Origin of the sequence: Pseudoalteromonas sp. SK18 (assembly GCF_001974855.1) — a bacterium.
Classification (GTDB): domain Bacteria; phylum Pseudomonadota; class Gammaproteobacteria; order Enterobacterales; family Alteromonadaceae; genus Pseudoalteromonas.
In genome coordinates, this window is sequence record NZ_MTQB01000013.1 from 1 (window position 1) to 18,519 (window position 18,519).

The 18,519-nt window shown below is 39.0% G+C and carries 17 protein-coding genes; 8 read left to right on the forward strand and 9 right to left on the reverse strand.

The genetic code is table 11. From position 1 onward, the window contains the following. Positions 1-587 precede the first annotated feature (587 nt). Both BW139_RS10845 and BW139_RS10850 read left to right on the forward strand, forming a co-directional pair. Positions 588-1,169 (forward strand): helix-turn-helix transcriptional regulator, encoded by a 582-nt coding sequence (locus BW139_RS10845; RefSeq protein ID WP_076919648.1) that lies wholly within the window; start codon positions 588-590, stop codon positions 1,167-1,169. An 893-nt stretch (positions 1,170-2,062) separates the two neighbouring features. Further along, on the forward strand, positions 2,063-2,257 hold the full coding sequence (locus tag BW139_RS10850) for a (2Fe-2S)-binding protein (RefSeq protein ID WP_010389142.1): 195 nt from the start codon (positions 2,063-2,065) through the stop codon (positions 2,255-2,257). Between the two features lie 106 nt (positions 2,258-2,363). Here the strand turns inward: BW139_RS10850 and bfr (BW139_RS10855) are convergent, their stop codons facing one another. The 4 genes from bfr (BW139_RS10855) to BW139_RS10870 form a co-directional block, all read right to left on the reverse strand. Then, positions 2,364-2,828, reverse strand: a complete 465-nt coding sequence (bfr, locus tag BW139_RS10855; protein ID WP_076919649.1) for a bacterioferritin — start codon at positions 2,826-2,828, stop codon at positions 2,364-2,366. A gap of 11 nt (positions 2,829-2,839) precedes the next feature. Further along, positions 2,840-3,313 (reverse strand): bacterioferritin, encoded by a 474-nt coding sequence (bfr, locus tag BW139_RS10860; protein ID WP_076919650.1) that lies wholly within the window; start codon positions 3,311-3,313, stop codon positions 2,840-2,842. 220 nt (positions 3,314-3,533) lie between these two features. Further along, a complete protein-coding gene (locus tag BW139_RS10865) occupies positions 3,534-5,672 on the reverse strand; it encodes a TonB-dependent receptor (RefSeq protein ID WP_076919651.1) in 2,139 nt (712 codons plus the stop codon). A 267-nt stretch (positions 5,673-5,939) separates the two neighbouring features. Further along, positions 5,940-6,800, reverse strand: coding sequence for a cation diffusion facilitator family transporter (locus tag BW139_RS10870; protein WP_076919652.1), 861 nt, complete (start codon positions 6,798-6,800; stop codon positions 5,940-5,942). A gap of 259 nt (positions 6,801-7,059) precedes the next feature. Here BW139_RS10870 and BW139_RS10875 point away from each other — a divergent pair, with 259 nt between their 5' ends. The 4 genes from BW139_RS10875 to BW139_RS10890 all read left to right on the forward strand — a co-directional run bounded on the left by BW139_RS10875 (position 7,060) and on the right by BW139_RS10890 (position 10,363). Further along, positions 7,060-7,548, forward strand: a complete 489-nt coding sequence (locus BW139_RS10875; protein ID WP_010389137.1) for a GNAT family N-acetyltransferase — start codon at positions 7,060-7,062, stop codon at positions 7,546-7,548. A 336-nt stretch (positions 7,549-7,884) separates the two neighbouring features. Further along, entirely contained in the window at positions 7,885-9,237 is a 1,353-nt protein-coding gene (locus tag BW139_RS10880) for a DNA-3-methyladenine glycosylase 2 family protein (RefSeq protein ID WP_076919653.1), read from the forward strand. Then, positions 9,234-9,701: a methylated-DNA--[protein]-cysteine S-methyltransferase gene (locus BW139_RS10885; protein ID WP_076919654.1), complete on the forward strand. Its 468-nt coding sequence runs from the start codon at positions 9,234-9,236 to the stop codon at positions 9,699-9,701. Before BW139_RS10880 ends, BW139_RS10885 begins: the two co-directional genes overlap by 4 nt. Positions 9,702-9,778: 77 nt before the next feature. Then, a complete protein-coding gene (locus BW139_RS10890; protein ID WP_076919655.1) occupies positions 9,779-10,363 on the forward strand; it encodes a thymidine kinase in 585 nt (194 codons plus the stop codon). Here the strand turns inward: BW139_RS10890 and ltaE are convergent. Both ltaE and rlmF read right to left on the reverse strand, forming a co-directional pair. Next, the gene (ltaE, locus tag BW139_RS10895; protein WP_076919656.1) at positions 10,346-11,350 is read right to left on the reverse strand and encodes a low-specificity L-threonine aldolase; all 1,005 of its coding nucleotides are present in this window, start codon (positions 11,348-11,350) and stop codon (positions 10,346-10,348) included. The two genes, BW139_RS10890 and ltaE, sit on opposite strands and share 18 nt — an antisense overlap. Before the next feature lie 19 nt (positions 11,351-11,369). Then, on the reverse strand, positions 11,370-12,302 hold the full coding sequence (gene rlmF / locus BW139_RS10900; protein WP_076919657.1) for a 23S rRNA (adenine(1618)-N(6))-methyltransferase RlmF: 933 nt from the start codon (positions 12,300-12,302) through the stop codon (positions 11,370-11,372). Positions 12,303-12,431: 129 nt separating this feature from the next. On the opposite strand from rlmF, the gene BW139_RS10905 reads away from it, so the two are divergent. Next, positions 12,432-13,340 (forward strand): alpha/beta fold hydrolase, encoded by a 909-nt coding sequence (locus BW139_RS10905; RefSeq protein WP_076919658.1) that lies wholly within the window; start codon positions 12,432-12,434, stop codon positions 13,338-13,340. Here BW139_RS10905 and BW139_RS10910 read toward each other — a convergent pair. The 3 genes from BW139_RS10910 to BW139_RS10920 all read right to left on the reverse strand — a co-directional run bounded on the left by BW139_RS10910 (position 13,309) and on the right by BW139_RS10920 (position 17,947). Beyond that, the gene (locus BW139_RS10910; RefSeq protein ID WP_076919659.1) at positions 13,309-14,751 is read right to left on the reverse strand and encodes a sulfotransferase; all 1,443 of its coding nucleotides are present in this window, start codon (positions 14,749-14,751) and stop codon (positions 13,309-13,311) included. The genes BW139_RS10905 and BW139_RS10910 overlap by 32 nt on opposite strands. 132 nt (positions 14,752-14,883) lie before the next feature. Further along, a complete protein-coding gene (locus BW139_RS10915; RefSeq protein ID WP_076919660.1) occupies positions 14,884-17,454 on the reverse strand; it encodes a TonB-dependent siderophore receptor in 2,571 nt (856 codons plus the stop codon). Between the two features lie 334 nt (positions 17,455-17,788). Then, entirely contained in the window at positions 17,789-17,947 is a 159-nt protein-coding gene (locus tag BW139_RS10920; RefSeq protein WP_076919661.1) for an oxidoreductase-like domain-containing protein, read from the reverse strand. Between the two features lie 103 nt (positions 17,948-18,050). Here BW139_RS10920 and BW139_RS10925 point away from each other — a divergent pair, with 103 nt between their 5' ends. Next, positions 18,051-18,473 (forward strand): hypothetical protein, encoded by a 423-nt coding sequence (locus BW139_RS10925; RefSeq protein WP_076919662.1) that lies wholly within the window; start codon positions 18,051-18,053, stop codon positions 18,471-18,473. The last annotated feature ends 46 nt before the right edge of the window (positions 18,474-18,519 follow it).

Sequence of the window (18,519 nt, forward strand, 5' to 3'; positions counted from 1 at the left end):
TATTATCTTCAATTGGGTATATTTCACCAGCTCAATATGAAACAGACTACTATGATAATTTAAACGAGTCAGGTAAAGTGGCCTGACTTAAACAAACTGGTCTCCGATGAACTCGGGGCGATTCAGTAAACTTCCGGTTTGTAAGCCTATATTGCTATATTTTGGAAGTAAACTTCCGTTTTAAGGGCTTCAAAGGTAGTTATCGGAAATATATTCTGCTTTGTGAAAGCGTTAACCTAGATAGCTATATGAGCAACTTTTCGGGGTCTTATTTGAGCGAGATATAGTCATTCAGGTGAGTTGTCATTAGCTTAGTAAGAATAAAAGGAAACTATCTCCTTTTTTTATATGTGTAAATAAACTACAGTAAGCATAATATTTATAGCTGGTAATAATTTACACTATTTGATAATAATAGAAGCTCATGAAATAAGGACGTTTTCGATCTAAGATAGATAAAGTGTCCTTTGATAAAGTTGTTAGCAGTATGGCATTGACTTGTCGTTAAGGTGACGCAAATGTGTCGTATACAAAAAAGGAGTTTTTGAACATGATATAGCTTCAATATATTCATGTGAGAGATACAAATGGAAATGAAACTAAACGCTAAAAAAATTATAGAAGAACGTAAAGTTAGAGCTTGGAGTCAGCAACATTTAGCTGATGTTAGTGCTGTAAGTTTAAGAACCATTCAAAGAGTAGAAAATAATGGTTCAGGTTCATTGGAAACTCTTAAAGCATTAGCTTCCTGTTTTGAGCTAGATGTTATTAAGTTATTCCAGCCTGAAATCCCATTAAAGAAAAATCACTCTAAATCCAAAATAGTAGTGTTATCTTCAATGATTGCAGCCATTTTCAGTAGTGTTTTATTTCTAGTGCCATCTACAATGGCATCAGATATTAAGATCCACTCAGATAAAGTTACAACATCTAAAAATAATGATTATCGAGTTTACAGTAACAATGTAGAGATTTTCTTGCCAAAAACTCTTACTTATGAAGTGTTAGTTGATTCAAAGTGGGAAACAGCTACACCGGAAATAGCCAGTGGTAGTGTAAAGATCTATTTGGGTAACTCAGTTGTTTTTATTGAAAAAGCAATAATAACAAAAACTGAAAAAGGAACGAAAATCACTACTAATTATGCAAAATTTACTAACACTGACTAATATACAGCTAATAAGTGTCTAAGGTTGCGACCATCCACTTCCGGGCATTCGACAACATGAGATGTTGATAATAATTGGCAAGGTATTTTACAGTGTTGGATGGCGCTTCGCTTATCCGACCTACACTATAAAAAGCCGCTTATTTGGATTCATCCACCAGTGAAAATAGAGCGAATGGGGTCAAATCTAATAGAGCGATTGGGGTCAATTTTTGACTTCACACATTAAGAATCTTCAATGTCTGCTCATGGCACAAACCGGAAATAGCCCACGCACTAATCCTATATTTATACATTAAGGCTTTTCAGACTTAATGTAATTCATTTTTCCACCATTCAAATATTTACCTAAACATAGGGTCTGCTTATCTTTACGGATTAATATTTGTTCAAACTAGGGGGGATTTAATCGCGACGCGAGGTTTGTAACCTAGTGGGCTAAGTAAAAATCGAGCAAAGCTTCCGCGTCCTGCTCACGCCCCTTACCACCATCCATGTAGGCAACAAAGAGTTAATTGCCCCTAGGCAGAACCCTTTGGGCAGCGCCTGTTTGGTATTGATGCTGCGTTATCGTCTATTTATGGGGAAAAGCCGCACCACATAGACTCTGCCTTGCCTTAATACCAAACAGACTGCTGCAAATTTAACCTTGAAAGGTCAGCAGACCCTAATCCTACTTAAATTTAAGGCGAGACTTTAGTTAATAAATCTCAATTTAAGTGCCATACTTCGAATGAAATTCAAACAATTCTCAACTTGCCGCGAATTCTCAATTTAAGTGGCGCTGATCACCAAAAATGCAAAAAAGTAAAATTTTATAAAAAACCAATTGATAACTATTTTTGTTTAGATTAATATAAACCCACTAAATGAAATTGAGAGTTGTTTGTATTCATGTATGTTTGTCTTTGTCACGGTGTGACCGATAAAAAAATTGAGCAAACCATCGACGATGGTGCTACTACCATGCGCGAGCTAACTAAAGAGCTTAAAGTGGGCAGCCAGTGCGGTAAGTGTTGTTGCTGTACTAAAAAGATCCTCAATCGTAAACTGATTCAAATTGCAGATATAACCGATCAAGTGGCTTAATAGTAATCTATGTAATTGCCCCTATCTAAACGAATTGGTTTAACATTTAAAAATTAAACATAAAAAAAGCAGCCTTAGCTGCTTTTTTTGTATTTATAACTTTAACTTACAGTTGCGATTGTAAGTAGTTTTCAAGCCCAGTATTTTTGATCAGTAGTTGCTGTGTTTCTAGCCAATCAATTTGTTCTTCTTGCTCATTTAAAATGTTATCGAGCGCTTCACGGCTAATGTAATCTTTTTTACTTTCAGCTAGTTTAATGGAAGCACGAAGCTCATCTACTGTATCAAGTTCAAAGCTCATGTTAGCGGCAATCATTTCTTCGCTGTTTTCGCCAATGCGTAAGCGTCCTAAATCTTGAAGGTTCGGCAGGCCTTCTAAAAATAAAATACGCTCAATTAAACGATCGGCGTTTTTCATTTTTTGTATTGATACTTTGTAATCAGCTTTGTCTAGTTTACTAAAACCAAAATCTTTAAACATGCGTGCATGTAAAAAGTATTGGTTAATACCCACAAGCTCATTAGCAAGTACTTTATTTAGTGCTGCAATAACGTCTTTATCGCCTTTCATAATATAAGTCCTTATTCGCCCATTTGAGCTTGGTGATAGTTTTGAGTGCCAATTTTGTCAATTAGACCTAGTTGTTGTTCTAACCAGTAAACATGATCTTCTTCGGTATCAAATAATAGCTTTTCTAGAATTTCACGAGATTGATAATCTTGCTGCTGTTCACAGATGGCAATAACGTCTTTAACACACTCAACCACTTCAAGTTCTAAGGTTAAGTCGTTTTGCATCATGCTTTTTACATCGTTACCAATTAACAGGTCACGACGTTTGGTCATGTTTGGTACGCCTTCTAAAAAAAGAATACGCTTGATTAGCCAGTCAGCGTGGTCTTTTTCTTCTTCCATTTCATGGTTAAGACGCTCATAAAGTTTGTTTAAGCCCCAATCGTCGTACATACGAGAATGAATAAAATACTGGTCAATAGCAGCTAATTCGTTAGCTAACAATGTATTGAAGGCGTCGATTACTTTTTGATTACCTTTCATAGCGCTTATCCTAAAAATTCTAATTGTGGCTAGTCTAGTATATAGGCACAGAATTGCAAGTAATTTACTTATAAATCATATGGTTAATATTGAGTTTGATTCTCGTTTAAGTTTACATTGCTGGTTGATAAATGGACAAGTTGTTATTTGTATTTTAGATCAGCAAGTTAGTTGAGGGGATAAGCGCGTTCATACCGTAAAAGTATGAACGCGTAAGTGATCAAAATTGATAAGTAACACCCACTGTGGCCGTTGTACCTAAACCTTTAATGTTGTATCCACCATAGGTGTAAGATTGCGCACGGGCAGGGAAGTAGTCTTGGTTAAATAGGTTTTCTATCCCGATAAAACCTTGCCAACTATCTGCAAACTGATACTGACCACTTAAATTAAGCACAGTGTAGTTATCGACAGGTCCCTGATCGCCAACATATTTACCATTTTCATTAGGCTCAAAGCGCTTTCTATCACCCACATACAGGTAACTTAATGTTAATGATAGGGTATCCGTAGGTTGCCAGTTAAGATTGGCTGTGGCTTTTGGTGGGCTGATTTGCTTAGAGCCTAAGTATATATCTGCTTCAGTATTTTCACCTTCTACATAACTATACGTTGCTAGTAATTTAAGAGATGGGTTTATGGTGTAGTCTACTAAGGCTTCATAACCCCAAATTTCTTGAGGTGCTCTAACCGGTTCATAAACACCGGTTACTTCATTAAATTTGTTTGTAGTGCCAAGCTCAGAGGTGCTTCGATATGCTGCGACTTCTAAACGAACTGCATCAAATTGAGAATTAAAACCAATTTCATAATTATCGATAATTGAAGCCTGTGTTTGAATAAGGCCTATATCATTTACTGTGGCAGAGCGAAGTAGGCGGCCAATATCTGATATATCAGATCCCTGTGAGTAGTTTAAAAAGGGGCTGAATTTTTCATTTAGATTGTATTTAATGCCCACGTTATAGGTCGTAGCATTGTAATCAACCGTGTCGCCTTTTACGCTAATTGGCACAGAGCATTGCGTGGCCGTTTTACATAATTTAAGCGTGCGATAATCATCTACGCTAAGGTCGATATTTTCTTTGCGTACACCGGCCTTTATTATTAAGTCATTAGCAATAACCCACTTAGTTTGTAAAAAGCCCGCGACACTTTTCATGTCCATTTCTGGCACCCAAACACGGCCATCGACCAGCGGTTGTGCAGTTACATCATTTAACGCATCAATTCCGTAAATAAATGACGCTTCAACTGAGTCAAAGTCTACCTGGGTATTAAAAGTTGCTCTGGCGCCTTTTTTTTCTGAACTGATAACAGATTGACCACCTTGATAATTCTCATCAGGATTGGCAAGGTTTGGAGAGAAGAAAAACACATTTTCTATATCTTGCGTATAAAGGTCTAACGTCATTTGTGTGTTTTCAAGCAGTGCGTAGTCGGTGTATTTTAAGGTTATATTTTCGTTGCCTTCTGGCCCTTGTGGTTTACCTTGTTTTTGTAATTCTGACGGAACATGAATGGCGTAGGTTTTTTCTCCTAGGCTCATATCACCAATAACATCGCCTAAGTCGGTTTTTTGTTGTGAACTGAAGTAGTTATAACTAAATTGGAGTTGCTTTTCATCATCAAAGTCATAGCCAAGTTTAGTGAAGTAATTTTGTGTAACGGCATCAGATAAACCATATTGTAAACCGAGAATATCGCCTTGCGAATCACGTTGTACACCGTTTTCTTCATAGCTTGCAGTTACTAAGTAGCTAAATTTATCTGCACGACCATTCAATGCTGCAGATACCCTTGCGCCAGCGCTTTCTTCGAGTTTTACCGCACTAAAACGACTCGATAAGCTTATTTCACCTTGGGTTTGGCCATCGCTTTTTGCTTGTTTAGTAATATAGTTAATAATTCCGCCTGATGCGCCGTTACCATAAATCGACGTTGCTCCTTTAATGACCTCTATTCGACCTATTGCGCTTGGATCTAAGGTTTTTACCCCTAATGATCCGTTACGCAGTGGCGTTGACTGTGGCACGCCATCAATCATGATCAGTGGGGCACGCCCGCGTAGAGTTTGTCCTGAATTACTTGAGCTTCCAGTATCTGGAGCAAGGCCAGGAACCATTTGTGCTAAAAGGCTTTGTAATTCTGGATTAACTTTTAAATGCGCTTCTATTTGCTTTTGACTAATAATAGTTATGGAAGCAGGGACCTCATCAATACTTTCAAAAACACGACTACCCGAAACAATAACGTGCTCCATTTCTGTTTGATTTAAATTTCTTTGGATCGTTGATTCGTCTGCAATACTGGCGCCACTGACTATTAATGCTATTAAGCTCAGAGATGTTTTAAACATGCGGGTCCTTCGTTTGAATGGTTTTAGTTGTATTAATGATGGGCGCAATATTAAGAGTAATTTAAAGTAAACGCAAGGTTAATGATAATTGTTTTTATTTGCATGAATGCTATTGCAAGCTATAGGGGGTCAAATATAACGTTGCGTTAAAATAGATGCTCGTAACGGCAGTTGATTATTGTTAGCAGGCCTTCTGCGTTTTGTTGCACAAGGCATAAAAATAAAGATGCGATTAGCTTTAATTACAAAGTAATTTGTATAATCAAACTAAGCTGAACAACACTCAATTACGCAGTGTTCAATTGCAAATTCATCATGTAAATAGTGTTTTATGGCATTAAGCTCAATAGGGGTATCTGTTTGCATCACAATTTCACAGTGAGTGGTAGTATCGTCCAGTTGCCACGCTTTTATTGATTTTATTTGCGTAATAGCAAACTGTTGTAGTAATTTTTTGCTTATAAGTTGTTGATCAAAATCAATGGGTGCTGCTTGCATTAAAATGCTGCAGCTGGCTTTAAGTAATAACACGCCGTGATAAATAACGTACAGTGATATTAAAATGGTCGCTATTAAATCAACTACATACCACTGGTATAAAATGATTAAAGTACCGGCAATAATAACGACTATTGATGCCATTGCATCAGACACATTATGAATAAACGCCGCCTTTATATTCATATTGTTTTTAGCGCCAGCTTTAAAGGTTAATAACGCAGTGACTAAATCAATGAGTAGCGCAAAGGCAGCAACCCACACAATAATCCAACCGTTAATTGGTTGGGGGTTTAAATAACCATTTATGGCTTCAAAAATTAAATAACCACCGATCAGTATTAACGTAGTGCTATTAAAAAGGGTTGCTAGTATCTCTGCACGTTTGTAGCCAAAATGATGGGTTGTATCAGCCTGTTTATTGCCAATTTTTCGGGCAACGAGGGCAATAAAAATAGAGGCCGCATCACTTAGGTTATGTAATGCATCGGCAATTAATGAAAGGCTGCCAGAAAATACGCCACCAACAACTTGCACTGCAGTCAGTAAAACATTTATAAATACGGCAAGGGTGAGCTGTTTATCGCTTTGGTTATCATCAACGTGACTGTGTGAGTGACCATGACCCATTTTAGTTAAACTCCCTTATTGCTTTACTTTTTACTCATAATGACAACTTTTTACCATTTATAAAAGCGCTGTTTTAATTTGTTTTTTAGATATCGTAATGGCTAAATTTAAATAAGCCCGTGATAGTTACGTATTGAATATAAAAACGATATGCTAGGGTATAAATAAATGTATTAATGGCTTAAGTTATCATAATTATTTAGGCACTTTTTATTTTAAATTTAATAGGCATAAAAGTCGTTTTGAAGGGTTAATAACAATGAACACAGCAATAGAAATTCGCGATGCACAGCCAAGTGATGCAAAAACAATTCTGCATTTTATTAATGAGCTTGCCATTTACGAAAAAGAGCCTGATGCAGTTAAAACAGATGAACAAGCAATTTTAGATACACTGTTTTGCGACGGCGCAACAGCGCACAGTTTAATTTGTTTACAAGATGATGAACCGATTGGTTTTGCGGTGTATTTTTACAACTACTCTACTTGGTTAGGTAAAAATGGTCTCTATTTAGAAGATTTATATGTTAGCCCAGATAGCCGTGGAAATGGTGCCGGTAAAGCTATCATGAAAGAGCTGGCAAACAGAGCAATAAGCAAAGACTGTGGCCGCTTTGAGTGGGTAGTGCTTGATTGGAATAAACCCGCGATTGATTTTTATAATAGCATGGGCGCTGAGCCACAGAATGAATGGATTATATATCGTTTAACGGGCCAAGCATTGATTGATTTTGCAAACAAAGATTAGGGTCTGTTGACCTTTTAAGGTTAAATTTGCAGCAGTCTGTTTGGTATTTAGGCAAGGCAGCGCCTATGTGGTGTGGTTATTCCCCATAAATAGGCGATAACGCAGCATCAATGCCAAACATGCGCTGCCCGAAGGGTTCTGCCTAGGGGCAATTTACTCTTTGTTGCTCGGTTTTTACTTAGCCCACTAGGTTACAAACCTCGCGCCGCGATTAAACCGCCCCTATTTTGAACAAATTTTAATCCGCAAAGGTTAACAGACCCTAGTGCCGAATATGGCCAGTAATATACCTAGTTTTTGTTAAGCTAAGCGCTACATAACTTATAAGAGCAATTTATGGTTAATCAGCATTGGCAAAAAGCGCGTCAGAGCCGCGATGCGCGTTTTGATGGGCTTTTTTATGTAGCGGTAAAAACCACAGGTATTTATTGTCGGCCAATTTGCCCCGCGCCCACTGCGCATGAAAAAAATGTAACCTACTATCAGTTTGCGCACTCTGCAGCGCAAGCAGGGTTTAGACCTTGTATTCGTTGCAGGCCCGATAGCGCACCAGGTAGTGCTGCTTGGCTGGGATCACAAACCACAGCATTGCGTGCTAAGCAGTTAATTGATCAATTTAACGAGTGCGATTGTGAAGTTCTTGCTGCGCGTTTAGGAATAAGCAGCCGCTATTTAAGGCGGCTTTTTTCTCAATATTTTGGTCTTTCAGTAACTCAATATCGGCTATTTAACCAATGCCATTTTGCAAAAAAATTGATTCAAGAAACCAGCTTGCCGCTTACCGAGATAGCGTTTGCCTCCGGCTTTAAAAGTGTACGACGATTCAATGATGCTTTTTTAAAACAACTTAATATCGCGCCCTCAGCGCTTAGAACTACCAGGCACTCAACTGATCTTGGGCTCACCTTAATTATGCCTTTTCGTCCGCCGTATAACTGGCAAGCATTGCATGGGTTTTTAGCAAAACGACTTATAGAGCCAATAGAGTGGTTAACGCCAACCAGTTATGGGCGTACCTTTACTTATAAATCGTGTAGAGGCCACTTTAATGCTGAATTTATTGCAGATAAACATCATTTTCGGGTGCAAATTGATATAGATAATACGCAATATTTACAGCCAGTTATTAACAACATTCGCCGTGTACTTGATTTAGATGCAGATACTTATTTAATTGAGGCGCATTTAAGCGAACACATTAATAATGCATTTCCACTTACTAAAGGTCTAAGGTTACCGGGTATTTGGTCAACCTTTGAAGCGGGTATTCGCGCTGTGTTAGGTCAGCAGGTGAGTGTAACTGCGGCGCATAATTTAGTGACTCAATTAGTGCAACAGCTTGCAGAGCAGCAAGAGGAAAATGTGTACTTTCCAGCACCTGAAGTAGTGGCAGGTAGTGATTTTGCTTTTTTTAAAATGCCGCAGGCACGTAAAAATGCACTGCATAATCTCGCTGAATTTTGTGCTATTCACCCCAAGGAGGATGATTTAGACCAATGGCTTACTTTAAAAGGAATTGGCCCTTGGACGGTTAATTACGCAAAACTGCGTGGTCAAAGCCAACCGGATATTTTACTTGATGGTGATTTAGGAGTTAAAAAAGCCCAAGCGGCAGCAAGCTCTTTTGAACCTAAGCATTGCGCACCATTTCGATCTTACTTAACTTTTCAACTTTGGCAGCAATTATGATAGTGCAAACCAGTTTACCCAGCCCGATTGACGATATTATTATCCAGGCAACTGAAAATGGTATTAGTTATGTGGGGTTTTATCCACCGACCAGTTATATCAGTACGCCTTTAAATAAGGTGACTAATTCGCATGTTTTAACTTGTGTGGCGCAGCTTAATGAGTACTTTGCTCATACGCGTACCGAGTTTGACTTAGAGCTTGATACTGGCGGCACACCATTTCAGCAAAGCGTATGGCAGGCATTACAAAGCGTACCGTTTGCTACAGTGGCAACCTATAAAGACATAGCCATACAATTAAATAACCCTAAAGCAGTGAGGGCGGTAGGGGCTGCAAATGGTAAAAACCCAATTAGTATTATTGTGCCGTGTCACCGCATCATTGGCGCAAATAATAAGCTTACAGGCTATGCTGGTGGTTTAGAGCGTAAGCAATGGTTACTAGAACATGAAGCAAAATAAATAAAATAGCGTTTCCAAATTTGTATTCTCAGAACTTTAGGGTAGCATAAGCGCACTTTTTATTTGAAGGCACGGCCATGGCGCAATTATACTTTTACTACTCTGCAATGAATGCAGGTAAATCAACCACTTTATTACAATCAGCGTTTAATTATAAAGAGCGCGGTATGGAGCCGGTGATCCTCACCGCTGCCATTGACGATAGAGCCGGTGTTGGCAAAGTATCCTCTCGTATAGGCCTTCAAGCAGATGCACATATTTATGATGCTGACAAAGACGTGTATGAGCTTATCAAGCTACTTAATAGCGATAAGAAGCGCCACTGTGTACTCGTGGATGAATGTCAGTTCTTATCTAAAGATCAAGTTATGCAGTTAACCGATGTAGTCGATGAATTAGGTATTCCCGTATTATGTTACGGCTTAAGAAACGACTTTAGAGGTGAGCTATTTAGCGGCTCGCAATATTTACTTGCCTGGGCTGATAAGTTAATAGAACTTAAAACGGTGTGTCATTGTGGCCGTAAAGCAAATCACGTATTACGTACCGATGAAAATGGCGAGGCTATTGCCGATGGTAACCAAGTAGAAATTGGCGGCAACGACCGTTATGAATCGGTGTGCCGCAAACATTATAAAGCCGCGTTAAATATGGGCCGTTAAGGCTTTAATAAAGGTATCTATATCCGCTTTGGTAATACCTAAATGGGTTACTAGCCTAAGTTGCTTACTTGGGCTAAACACAATGCCCTGTGCTTTTAAATCGGCTGCTAGCTTTGTGATGTTTATGCTGTTATCAAACGTAGCGTAAACCATATTTGTGGTATTACTCATATTTACGTTAAAGCCTGCCACGTTATTTAACTGCTTTGCTAAATAACGCGCGTTAGCGTGGTCATCGACTAAACGTTGCGTGTTATTTTCTAAGGCATATTGCCCCGCAGCAGCTAATATACCGGCTTGACGCATACCGCCGCCAAGCACTTTTCGCCAGCGTCTTGCTTTGGCTATCAATGCTGTTGAACCAAGCAATAATGAACCAACAGGTGCACCTAACCCTTTTGATAAACAAATAGACACAGAGTCAAAATGTTGGGTTATTTCTTTAATATCAACCCCAAGCTCGGCAGCGGCATTAAAAGCGCGGGCGCCATCTAAATGCAGTGCCAAATTATGTTGGTTAACAAATTCACGTGCTTTGAGTAAATAATCAATACCGAGTACTTTACCACCTATGGTGTTTTCAAGGCTTAACAGGCGTGTTTTTGCAAAGTGGCTATCATCGGGTTTAATTGCTGCAGCAATTTTAGTAAAACATAGACTACCATCGGCTTCATTTTCAATAGGCTGTGGCTGAATAGAGCCTAAAACGGCAGCGCCACCGCCTTCAAACTTGTAGTTATGAGCATTTTGGCCACATATATACTCGTCGCCGCGTTCACAATGGGCCATTAATGCAAGCAGATTTGTTTGTGTGCCTGAGCTACAAAAAAGTGCATCTTGCACATTAAAACGTAATCGAGCATAAGCTTCTAATTGGTTTACACTTTCATCATCACCGTACACATCATCGCCAACGGGGGCATGATACATAATATCCCGCATTTTGCTGCACGGTTTTGTTACTGTATCTGAGCGAAAATCTATCATGGGGTGTCCTTAAGTGGCTTTATACTAATTCTTCACAAATTTGTTCTCGGGTGGCTTTATCAAAATAGCTCCATGCAATAAAGCGACTGACTTTTTGTCCTTGTGCCATTTCAACAATTTTAAATTCACTAATAGGCTGTTGTTTTAGCTGTGCTTCTAAGGCTGCTAGAGTTTCTTTTTTAGAAACCAACGAGGTAAACCAAATTACTTGGTCACTGTGATCCCTGCTTTCTTTGATCATAGTAGAAATAAAGGCCAGCTCACCACCTTCACACCACAGCTCATTACTTTGTCCGCCAAAATTAAGTGCTTGCGAAGGCGCTTTGCCTAAGTTTTTCCATTTACGTTCACTGCCTTTATTGGCTTCTTCTGCACTGGCGTGAAATGGTGGGTTACACATCGTTAAATGATACAAATCTTTCGCATTAACCACCCCTTTAAAAATATGCTCGGGATTTTTTTGTTGTTTAAGCGTTATTTTTAAATCATTAAACTGAGCGAGCTGCTTGGCTATTTTTATTGCTGCAGAGTCTATGTCGCTGCCAGTAAAGTGCCATTGGTATTCGCTATTGCCCGTTAGCGGGTAAACTAAGTTAGCGCCAGTGCCTATATCAAGCACTTTAATTTGTCGGCCAGTGGGAATAATCTGCTGATTATCTTCGCTGAGTAAGTCAGCTAAGTAATGAATATAATCTACTCTACCTGGAATAGGTGGGCATAAGTTGTTCTCAGGAATGTCCCAAAAGTTAATGTTGTAATGACTTTTTAATAGCGCCTGATTCAAGGTTTTTACAGCTAAGTTATTACTAAAATCAATACTTTGATTACCTGCTGGAGTCGTAATTAAAAAAGCAGTTAACGAAGGGGTTTGCGAGGTAAGCAAATTAAAATCGTAACCATTTTTGTGTTGATTGCGCGGATGTAATTTAGAACGAGTTGATTTTGCTTTCATGAGGCTTTTTTAACAACAGGAATAAAAGCCAATAGTAACAAATACAGACAAAAAAAGTGCATAATTTTCCCTTTGGCTTACCAGTCATTACTGGTAGGATGAGTTGTTAGCAATTATAAGGAATTCGCTTTGGCAGTTACTCAAGAGTCTGTTTTTATTAAATTAGGTGACCATCAAACACTGCATTTGCGCCGTATCGCCAACCAGCAGCAAAGTGGGCCTGTGGTGTTATTAATTCATGGTGCGGTAGAAAATGGCAAAATATTTTACACTCATAGCAATAAAGGGTTAGCGCCTTTTTTAGCTGAACAAGGGTATTGTTGCTACGTAGCTGATTTACGCGGGCGTGGTGAAAGTAAGCCAGCTATTTGTAAGCAAGCACGGTATGGACAAACTGAGGCGATTGTTGAAGATATTCCGGCATTTATTGAAAAAATTGAACAGTTAGAGAGTAAAAAACCTGACTTTTTAGTTGCTCATTCTTGGGGTGGGGTGTTGCTTAATAGCGTGTTTGCTCGCTTTCCTGAGCTGATAAACGATGTAAAAGCGTGTGCCTATTTTGGTTCAAAGCGTTCGCTATTTAATAACCACCCTAAAAAGTTATTTCAGGCCAATTTGATTTGGTATTTTATGGCACCAATTTTAGCGAAAAAACACGGTTATTTACCGGCAAAACGCTTAAAGTGGGGCAGTGATGATGAAACTCAAAAGTCGCACTATCAAAGTATGCAGTGGGCTAAGCAAAATCCGTGGATAGACAGTGATGACGGCTTTGACTACGCTAAAACATTAGCAAATCTTACGCTTCCTCCAACGTTACATATTGCTGCAGTAAAAGATAAAGCATTGGCGCAGCCTATCGATATTCAAAAGTTTATTGATGAATCAGGTACTGGGGTGCAAAAAATGCAAATATATGGTCGCCGCTTTGGGCACAAAGTAGATTACGACCATATTAATATGCTTACTCACCCACAGGCACGCCAAGAGCAGTTTATGGATGTGCTTAATTGGTTTGAGGCAACGAGAGCAAACTAAGTAAAGGGGCTTCATAACGCTGCCATTTATCAAGGCTTTTGTTATTTACAGGTTGCCTGATGGCATGTTTACTGAGTGTTGTAACGGCGCTTTTATTTTTGTAAAAGTCTAAACAAGTGTGTTCAAATTCGCAGCCAGTATAACTCAATAGTGCGGTTAAATGTTCCTTGGGACTTTCAATTAACTGCTCATAACTTAAATTATAAATAGCTAAGCGGTTAAATTGCTGCCAATGGCTCATTAGTTTTTCATAAAGCTGATGGTACAAAGCAAATTCATTTAAATCACAAAAATAGGGTTCGTTTTCAGCAAAGTAATTAGTAAACACTGAAAATGCGGTTGCGTGAAAGTTGCGGGTCAGGTTAATAAACTTAGCATCTGGGAATAAAATATAAATTAACCCTAAGTTTTGGTAATTGCTAGGCAGTTTATTGATCACATATGTGCAGTTGCTCCCCGAAGAACTTAACGTATCTAAATAAATAGCTCTGGCTTGGTTAATTAACGGCGCTGTTAGTTTAGTTAAGCATTGAGGATAGCGTAACCCTGTTTTATGTTCTAAAAAAGCCACTACCTTATTGCTAATACTGGTGTCCTCTCCAAGCGTTGCCCATTGACTGTGCCCTGCTAACATTTGCTCGAGTAGAGTTGAACCGCTTCGTGGCATACCAATAATAAACACGGGTGTGACAGGGTACTGTTTGTTCAGTTTTGCTAAATTGAGCACACTCTCATTGTTATATTCAATAAGTTGGTCATAAAACTCAATTAAATCTTCAGTATTAAATTCACTGAGTTTACGTTGTTGCTGATTGGCAATCACAAAATAGTTAAACGCTTGATCAGTATCGTCTAACTTGTCGTAACTTTTAGCTAAAGCATAGTAGCAGACCATTTTTAAGTGTAGGTTATTTGTTTGAGTTAAAAAGTGGTGTAACTGATCGATGTAATTATTTGCTTTATTAAAACGCCCTAATTGTACCAATTCAAATAAAACATAAGCCGTAACCGGTGCTATTCCAAGCTTTAATGCTTCCTCAAGCGTTGACTGTGCTTTATCGAGCTCGCCAAAGGTTAAATAGTGCTGAGCTAAATAATAATGGGTGTCTGGGTTGTGTGCGGCAATGCTTGTTGCGTATTCGAGTACTTTTTGCGCATCTTCAGGGGAGTTGACCGCATTAAATGCATCACTTAATGCATACAAAGGTTCCAATACATAAGGGAGGTGCTGACACGCTCGTTGTAGTATATACACAGCGGCATCAAATTGTTCTAAACGCAGCGCCACCTTACCTAGGCCAAACAGGGCATCACCATTATCAGGCTCTGCTTGTAAAAGCGTTTTGTAATGAAACTCAGCTTCTCTAAGCTTGTTTTGTGCTAATAATTCATTCGCTTTTTTTAGTAACATAATTCAAACAATATTCTTTTTATTAACTATAACCCTAAAACAGCAAAATAAGCGAGAGTAAGGTTATTATTTGAGGCCAATAAAAAGGCGAAATGCATCACACATTTCGCCTTTGTTTATTGTTAACACATTTTAGAAAGTATAGGTTGCTTTAGCGTAGTAAAAGCCACCATTAATTCCGTATGGAGATGTTTCGTAGTACTTACCACCCCAGTTGTTATTTGGTGCCACTGTGAAATCAAGTTTCTCTGCTTCTTGATCCAGTAAGTTTTGTGCACCTAATGAGAAGCTAATTGAGTCATTCATGAAGTAAGTGACTTCAACATCTAACGTCACAGCTGCGTCAGCCATTTTAGCTGTTTCATCATAATCTACGTGAACACCTTGGTACTCACCAAAGTAGTTAAGGCGAGAAAATGCTGAAAAGCTTTCCCATTGTTGTGCCCAGCTTAGTGTTGCACGGTGATTAGGTAAGTCATTTTCAAGACGACTTACTTTAAATGCACCAGTTATATCACTTGAGCGTGTTACTTCTGTTTCATTCCAGTTGTACGCTAAGCTAAATGTAGAGCTACCACTGAACAATTCAGCTGAGTAGTTAGCAACTAAATCAACACCTTGTGTAGTGGTATCAAAGTCATTAGTAAAGAAACTAACTTGCGCAAGGTTTTGTACGTTAGGTACGCCCGCAGCTTCAAGGGTGTCTTTATCTGCTTGGCTAAGTTCAATTTTATCTGATTGGCTAATACGGTCATCTACTTGGATGTTGTAGTAATCAACCGTTAAGAATAAATCGCCAATAGTATACACCGCACCAAAGGTGTAGCTTTGTGATTCTTCAGGCTCAAGTTCAGTACCGCCTAATTGAATAGCAATTGGGTTTGTAGGTGGTAACAAGGCTGAATCTACCAGTACACCACTGCTTAAGTTAGTTTGTACGTTACTAACATTCGCTTGACCTACCGTAGGTGCACGGAAACCGGTGCTAATTGAACCACGGATATTTAAATCTTCAGTAAGGTGGTATTGACCCATTAACTTATAGTTAGTGGTTGAGCCAAAGGTATCGTAGTCTTCGTAGCGAAGCGCTAAGCCCATTAAAAACTCTTCAGTAAATGGCGCTTCAATATCAATATAAGCGGCGTAGTTACGACGGTCATATTCGCCTGCATCTGATGGTTTAAACCCAGGGAAACCGTTAGAACCAATACCAAAACCTTGATCAGTTAATGGACCGGCAATAAACGAAGCTTCATCGCCTGCTACTACGGTAAAGGTTTCTTCATGCCATTCTAGACCACCGGCAATGTTTACATCGTAAGCTAAGTCAAAGTCAAAACCCTTTGAAATATCAAAATTAAAGTTTTTCTCTAATTGTTCATATTTACCTGGGCTAAAATCACGCGGGCTATCTGGACCCAATGATGCATTGATTGTGTCGTATATAAAGTAGCGAGATTCGTTATACCCTACCGTACCGCTTAAATCATAGTAAGCGCCTTCTAAAAAGCCGCCAGTAAACTCACCTTTAGTACCAATAGTAAGTGACGTATCGGTTATATTACCACCAAAGTTTGGTGTAAAACCGCCCGGAAGCATTTCGTTAAATGCGAAACAATCAGGGTTGTTTGCTACACCATTAATGTAGTCAGGGTTATCAAGAACGTTGTCATCAATCATAATGGTTGGACAGTTACCGCTCATATCACCGGTTAAGTCACCAACAAGAAGTGTTTCGCCACCATCGTTTGAGTATGCACCAGGGCGAGTATGCGGGTTACGGTAATAAAAACCACCGCGTACATCACGCTCTGAGTAGTTACCAAACATATAAAATTGAGAGTCGTTAGTTAGCTCTAAACCAACATTACCAAAGATAGAGATGTCGTCATCTACCTCAGGTGCACCCCATACTTGGGTGATTGGGGCAATGTCTGGAACGCCTGCAGTATCAAGTGCTGTGGCATCGGCTCTTTGTACAGAACGGCTGGTCGCATCGGCTGTTTTGTACTGAAAACTTAAATTTGCAAAACCGCTATCGGTAAATGGTAAGCCCACATTACCTGAAATTTGGGTTGTATCACCGTCGCCTTCGTAATATTGACCTTTACGAACTTCAAACGATCCGCCTTCTGAGGCATCTTTAAGTTGGAAGTTTAAAACCCCTGCAATTGCATCAGAACCATATTGTGCAGCAGCACCATCACGCAGTACTTCTACTTGTTTTAGTGCAATACTTGGAATAACTGAAATATCGGCACCTTGAGCACCATCGTTTATACCACCACCTAAAAAGGCAATAACAGATGCGCGGTGACGGCGTTTACCGTTTAATAGAATGAGTGTACTGTCTGAAGGTAATCCGCGTAAATTTGCAGGGCGAACTAATGATGCAGCATCACTAATTGGCATTGAGTGAACGTTTAAAGAAGGAATAGCCCCTTTTAATAGCTCTAACATATCAGTATTACCTGATTTGCTAAGCTCTTCGCCACCGATAATATCGATAGGTACAGGTGAATCACCAATAGAGCGAGGCGCAGAGCGCGTACCAACTACGGCAATTTTTTCTACATTTTTGTTTACTTTAACTTCGGTTTGCTCTTCTTGAGCAATTGCTGAACCAGAAACAAACAAGCCTGCGGCTGTTGTTGCTAGAGCAAATTTGATCGCCTGTTGAAGCGCATTGCTTTTTAATTTCATTCTAAATATCCCCAGTTAGAATTGATTTGTATAGTCTATTTACTGACTTATTATTGTGGACATTTCACATTCAATGGGGAGCAAATATTGCTAACTCACTCCTAAAAGCTTAATTAATTAAGCGCACCTCCTGTGAGTCCTCGAAATAGACTATAGATAAAAAAACTAAAGAGGGCAATGGCTAATTAACTAGTATTTAACAAGTTGAAACAAATGGTTTATCTAAAAACAACGCAGGGTTAATCATAACTAGAGCGAGAAAAGGCGGTAAAAGCAGGCATTGATACATAATAACTATTTAAATAAGCTATTTTAGTTATTTTCTATTATTGAATTAAATTGACTTACTGTTGATATTTTCACTATGGTGTTTTTTCCATGCAGCCAGCTTTTCTTTATATTCATCCCACACGCAAGGGCAGCAGCTTCCGCCGCCACAGCATTCATCAGATTTTGGTCTTTCGGGTTTAGTACTAGGGATGTTTTTTTGCATTTTTTATTACAAAAGTGGAAAAAAGGACGCTTAGAATAAATGATTGAATAAAGCGTGTAAATTATTCTTTGTGAACTTAGAGTGCTGTGTGAGAATACAGGCTATGCGATTATATAAAGTCATTCATCGTGCACCCTGGCGGGTTGCTAAAATAAGTAAAAAGCGACAACAACTACGCTTTCGTCGTGCTATGGTCGCGCTTAAAATAGCCCTTGCTCAGGAAAAGCAAGAAACCAAAGAAATGCTAATAACTTATAGGCGTTATACCCAAGGGCAAACAAACAAAGCAGAGCTAAAACGCGCCAACGAGCAGTTTGTTGATATATTAAAAGGATTGGGGCTAGGCGTGTTTGCGTTATTACCGTTTGCACCATTAACTATTCCATTGGTTGTTAAACTAGGGCAGTTAGTGGGCGTTGATGTATTGCCGAGTTCTTTTAGTATGAATAAGCCTATTAAAGAAATTGATCAACAAATTGCTCAACAAAACCAACAGCAAGACTCAACCCCCCCCGAAAAGAAGTGAGCTAGTAGAACATAATTAGCTATACCTTTTAACAGTGCTTATTGTT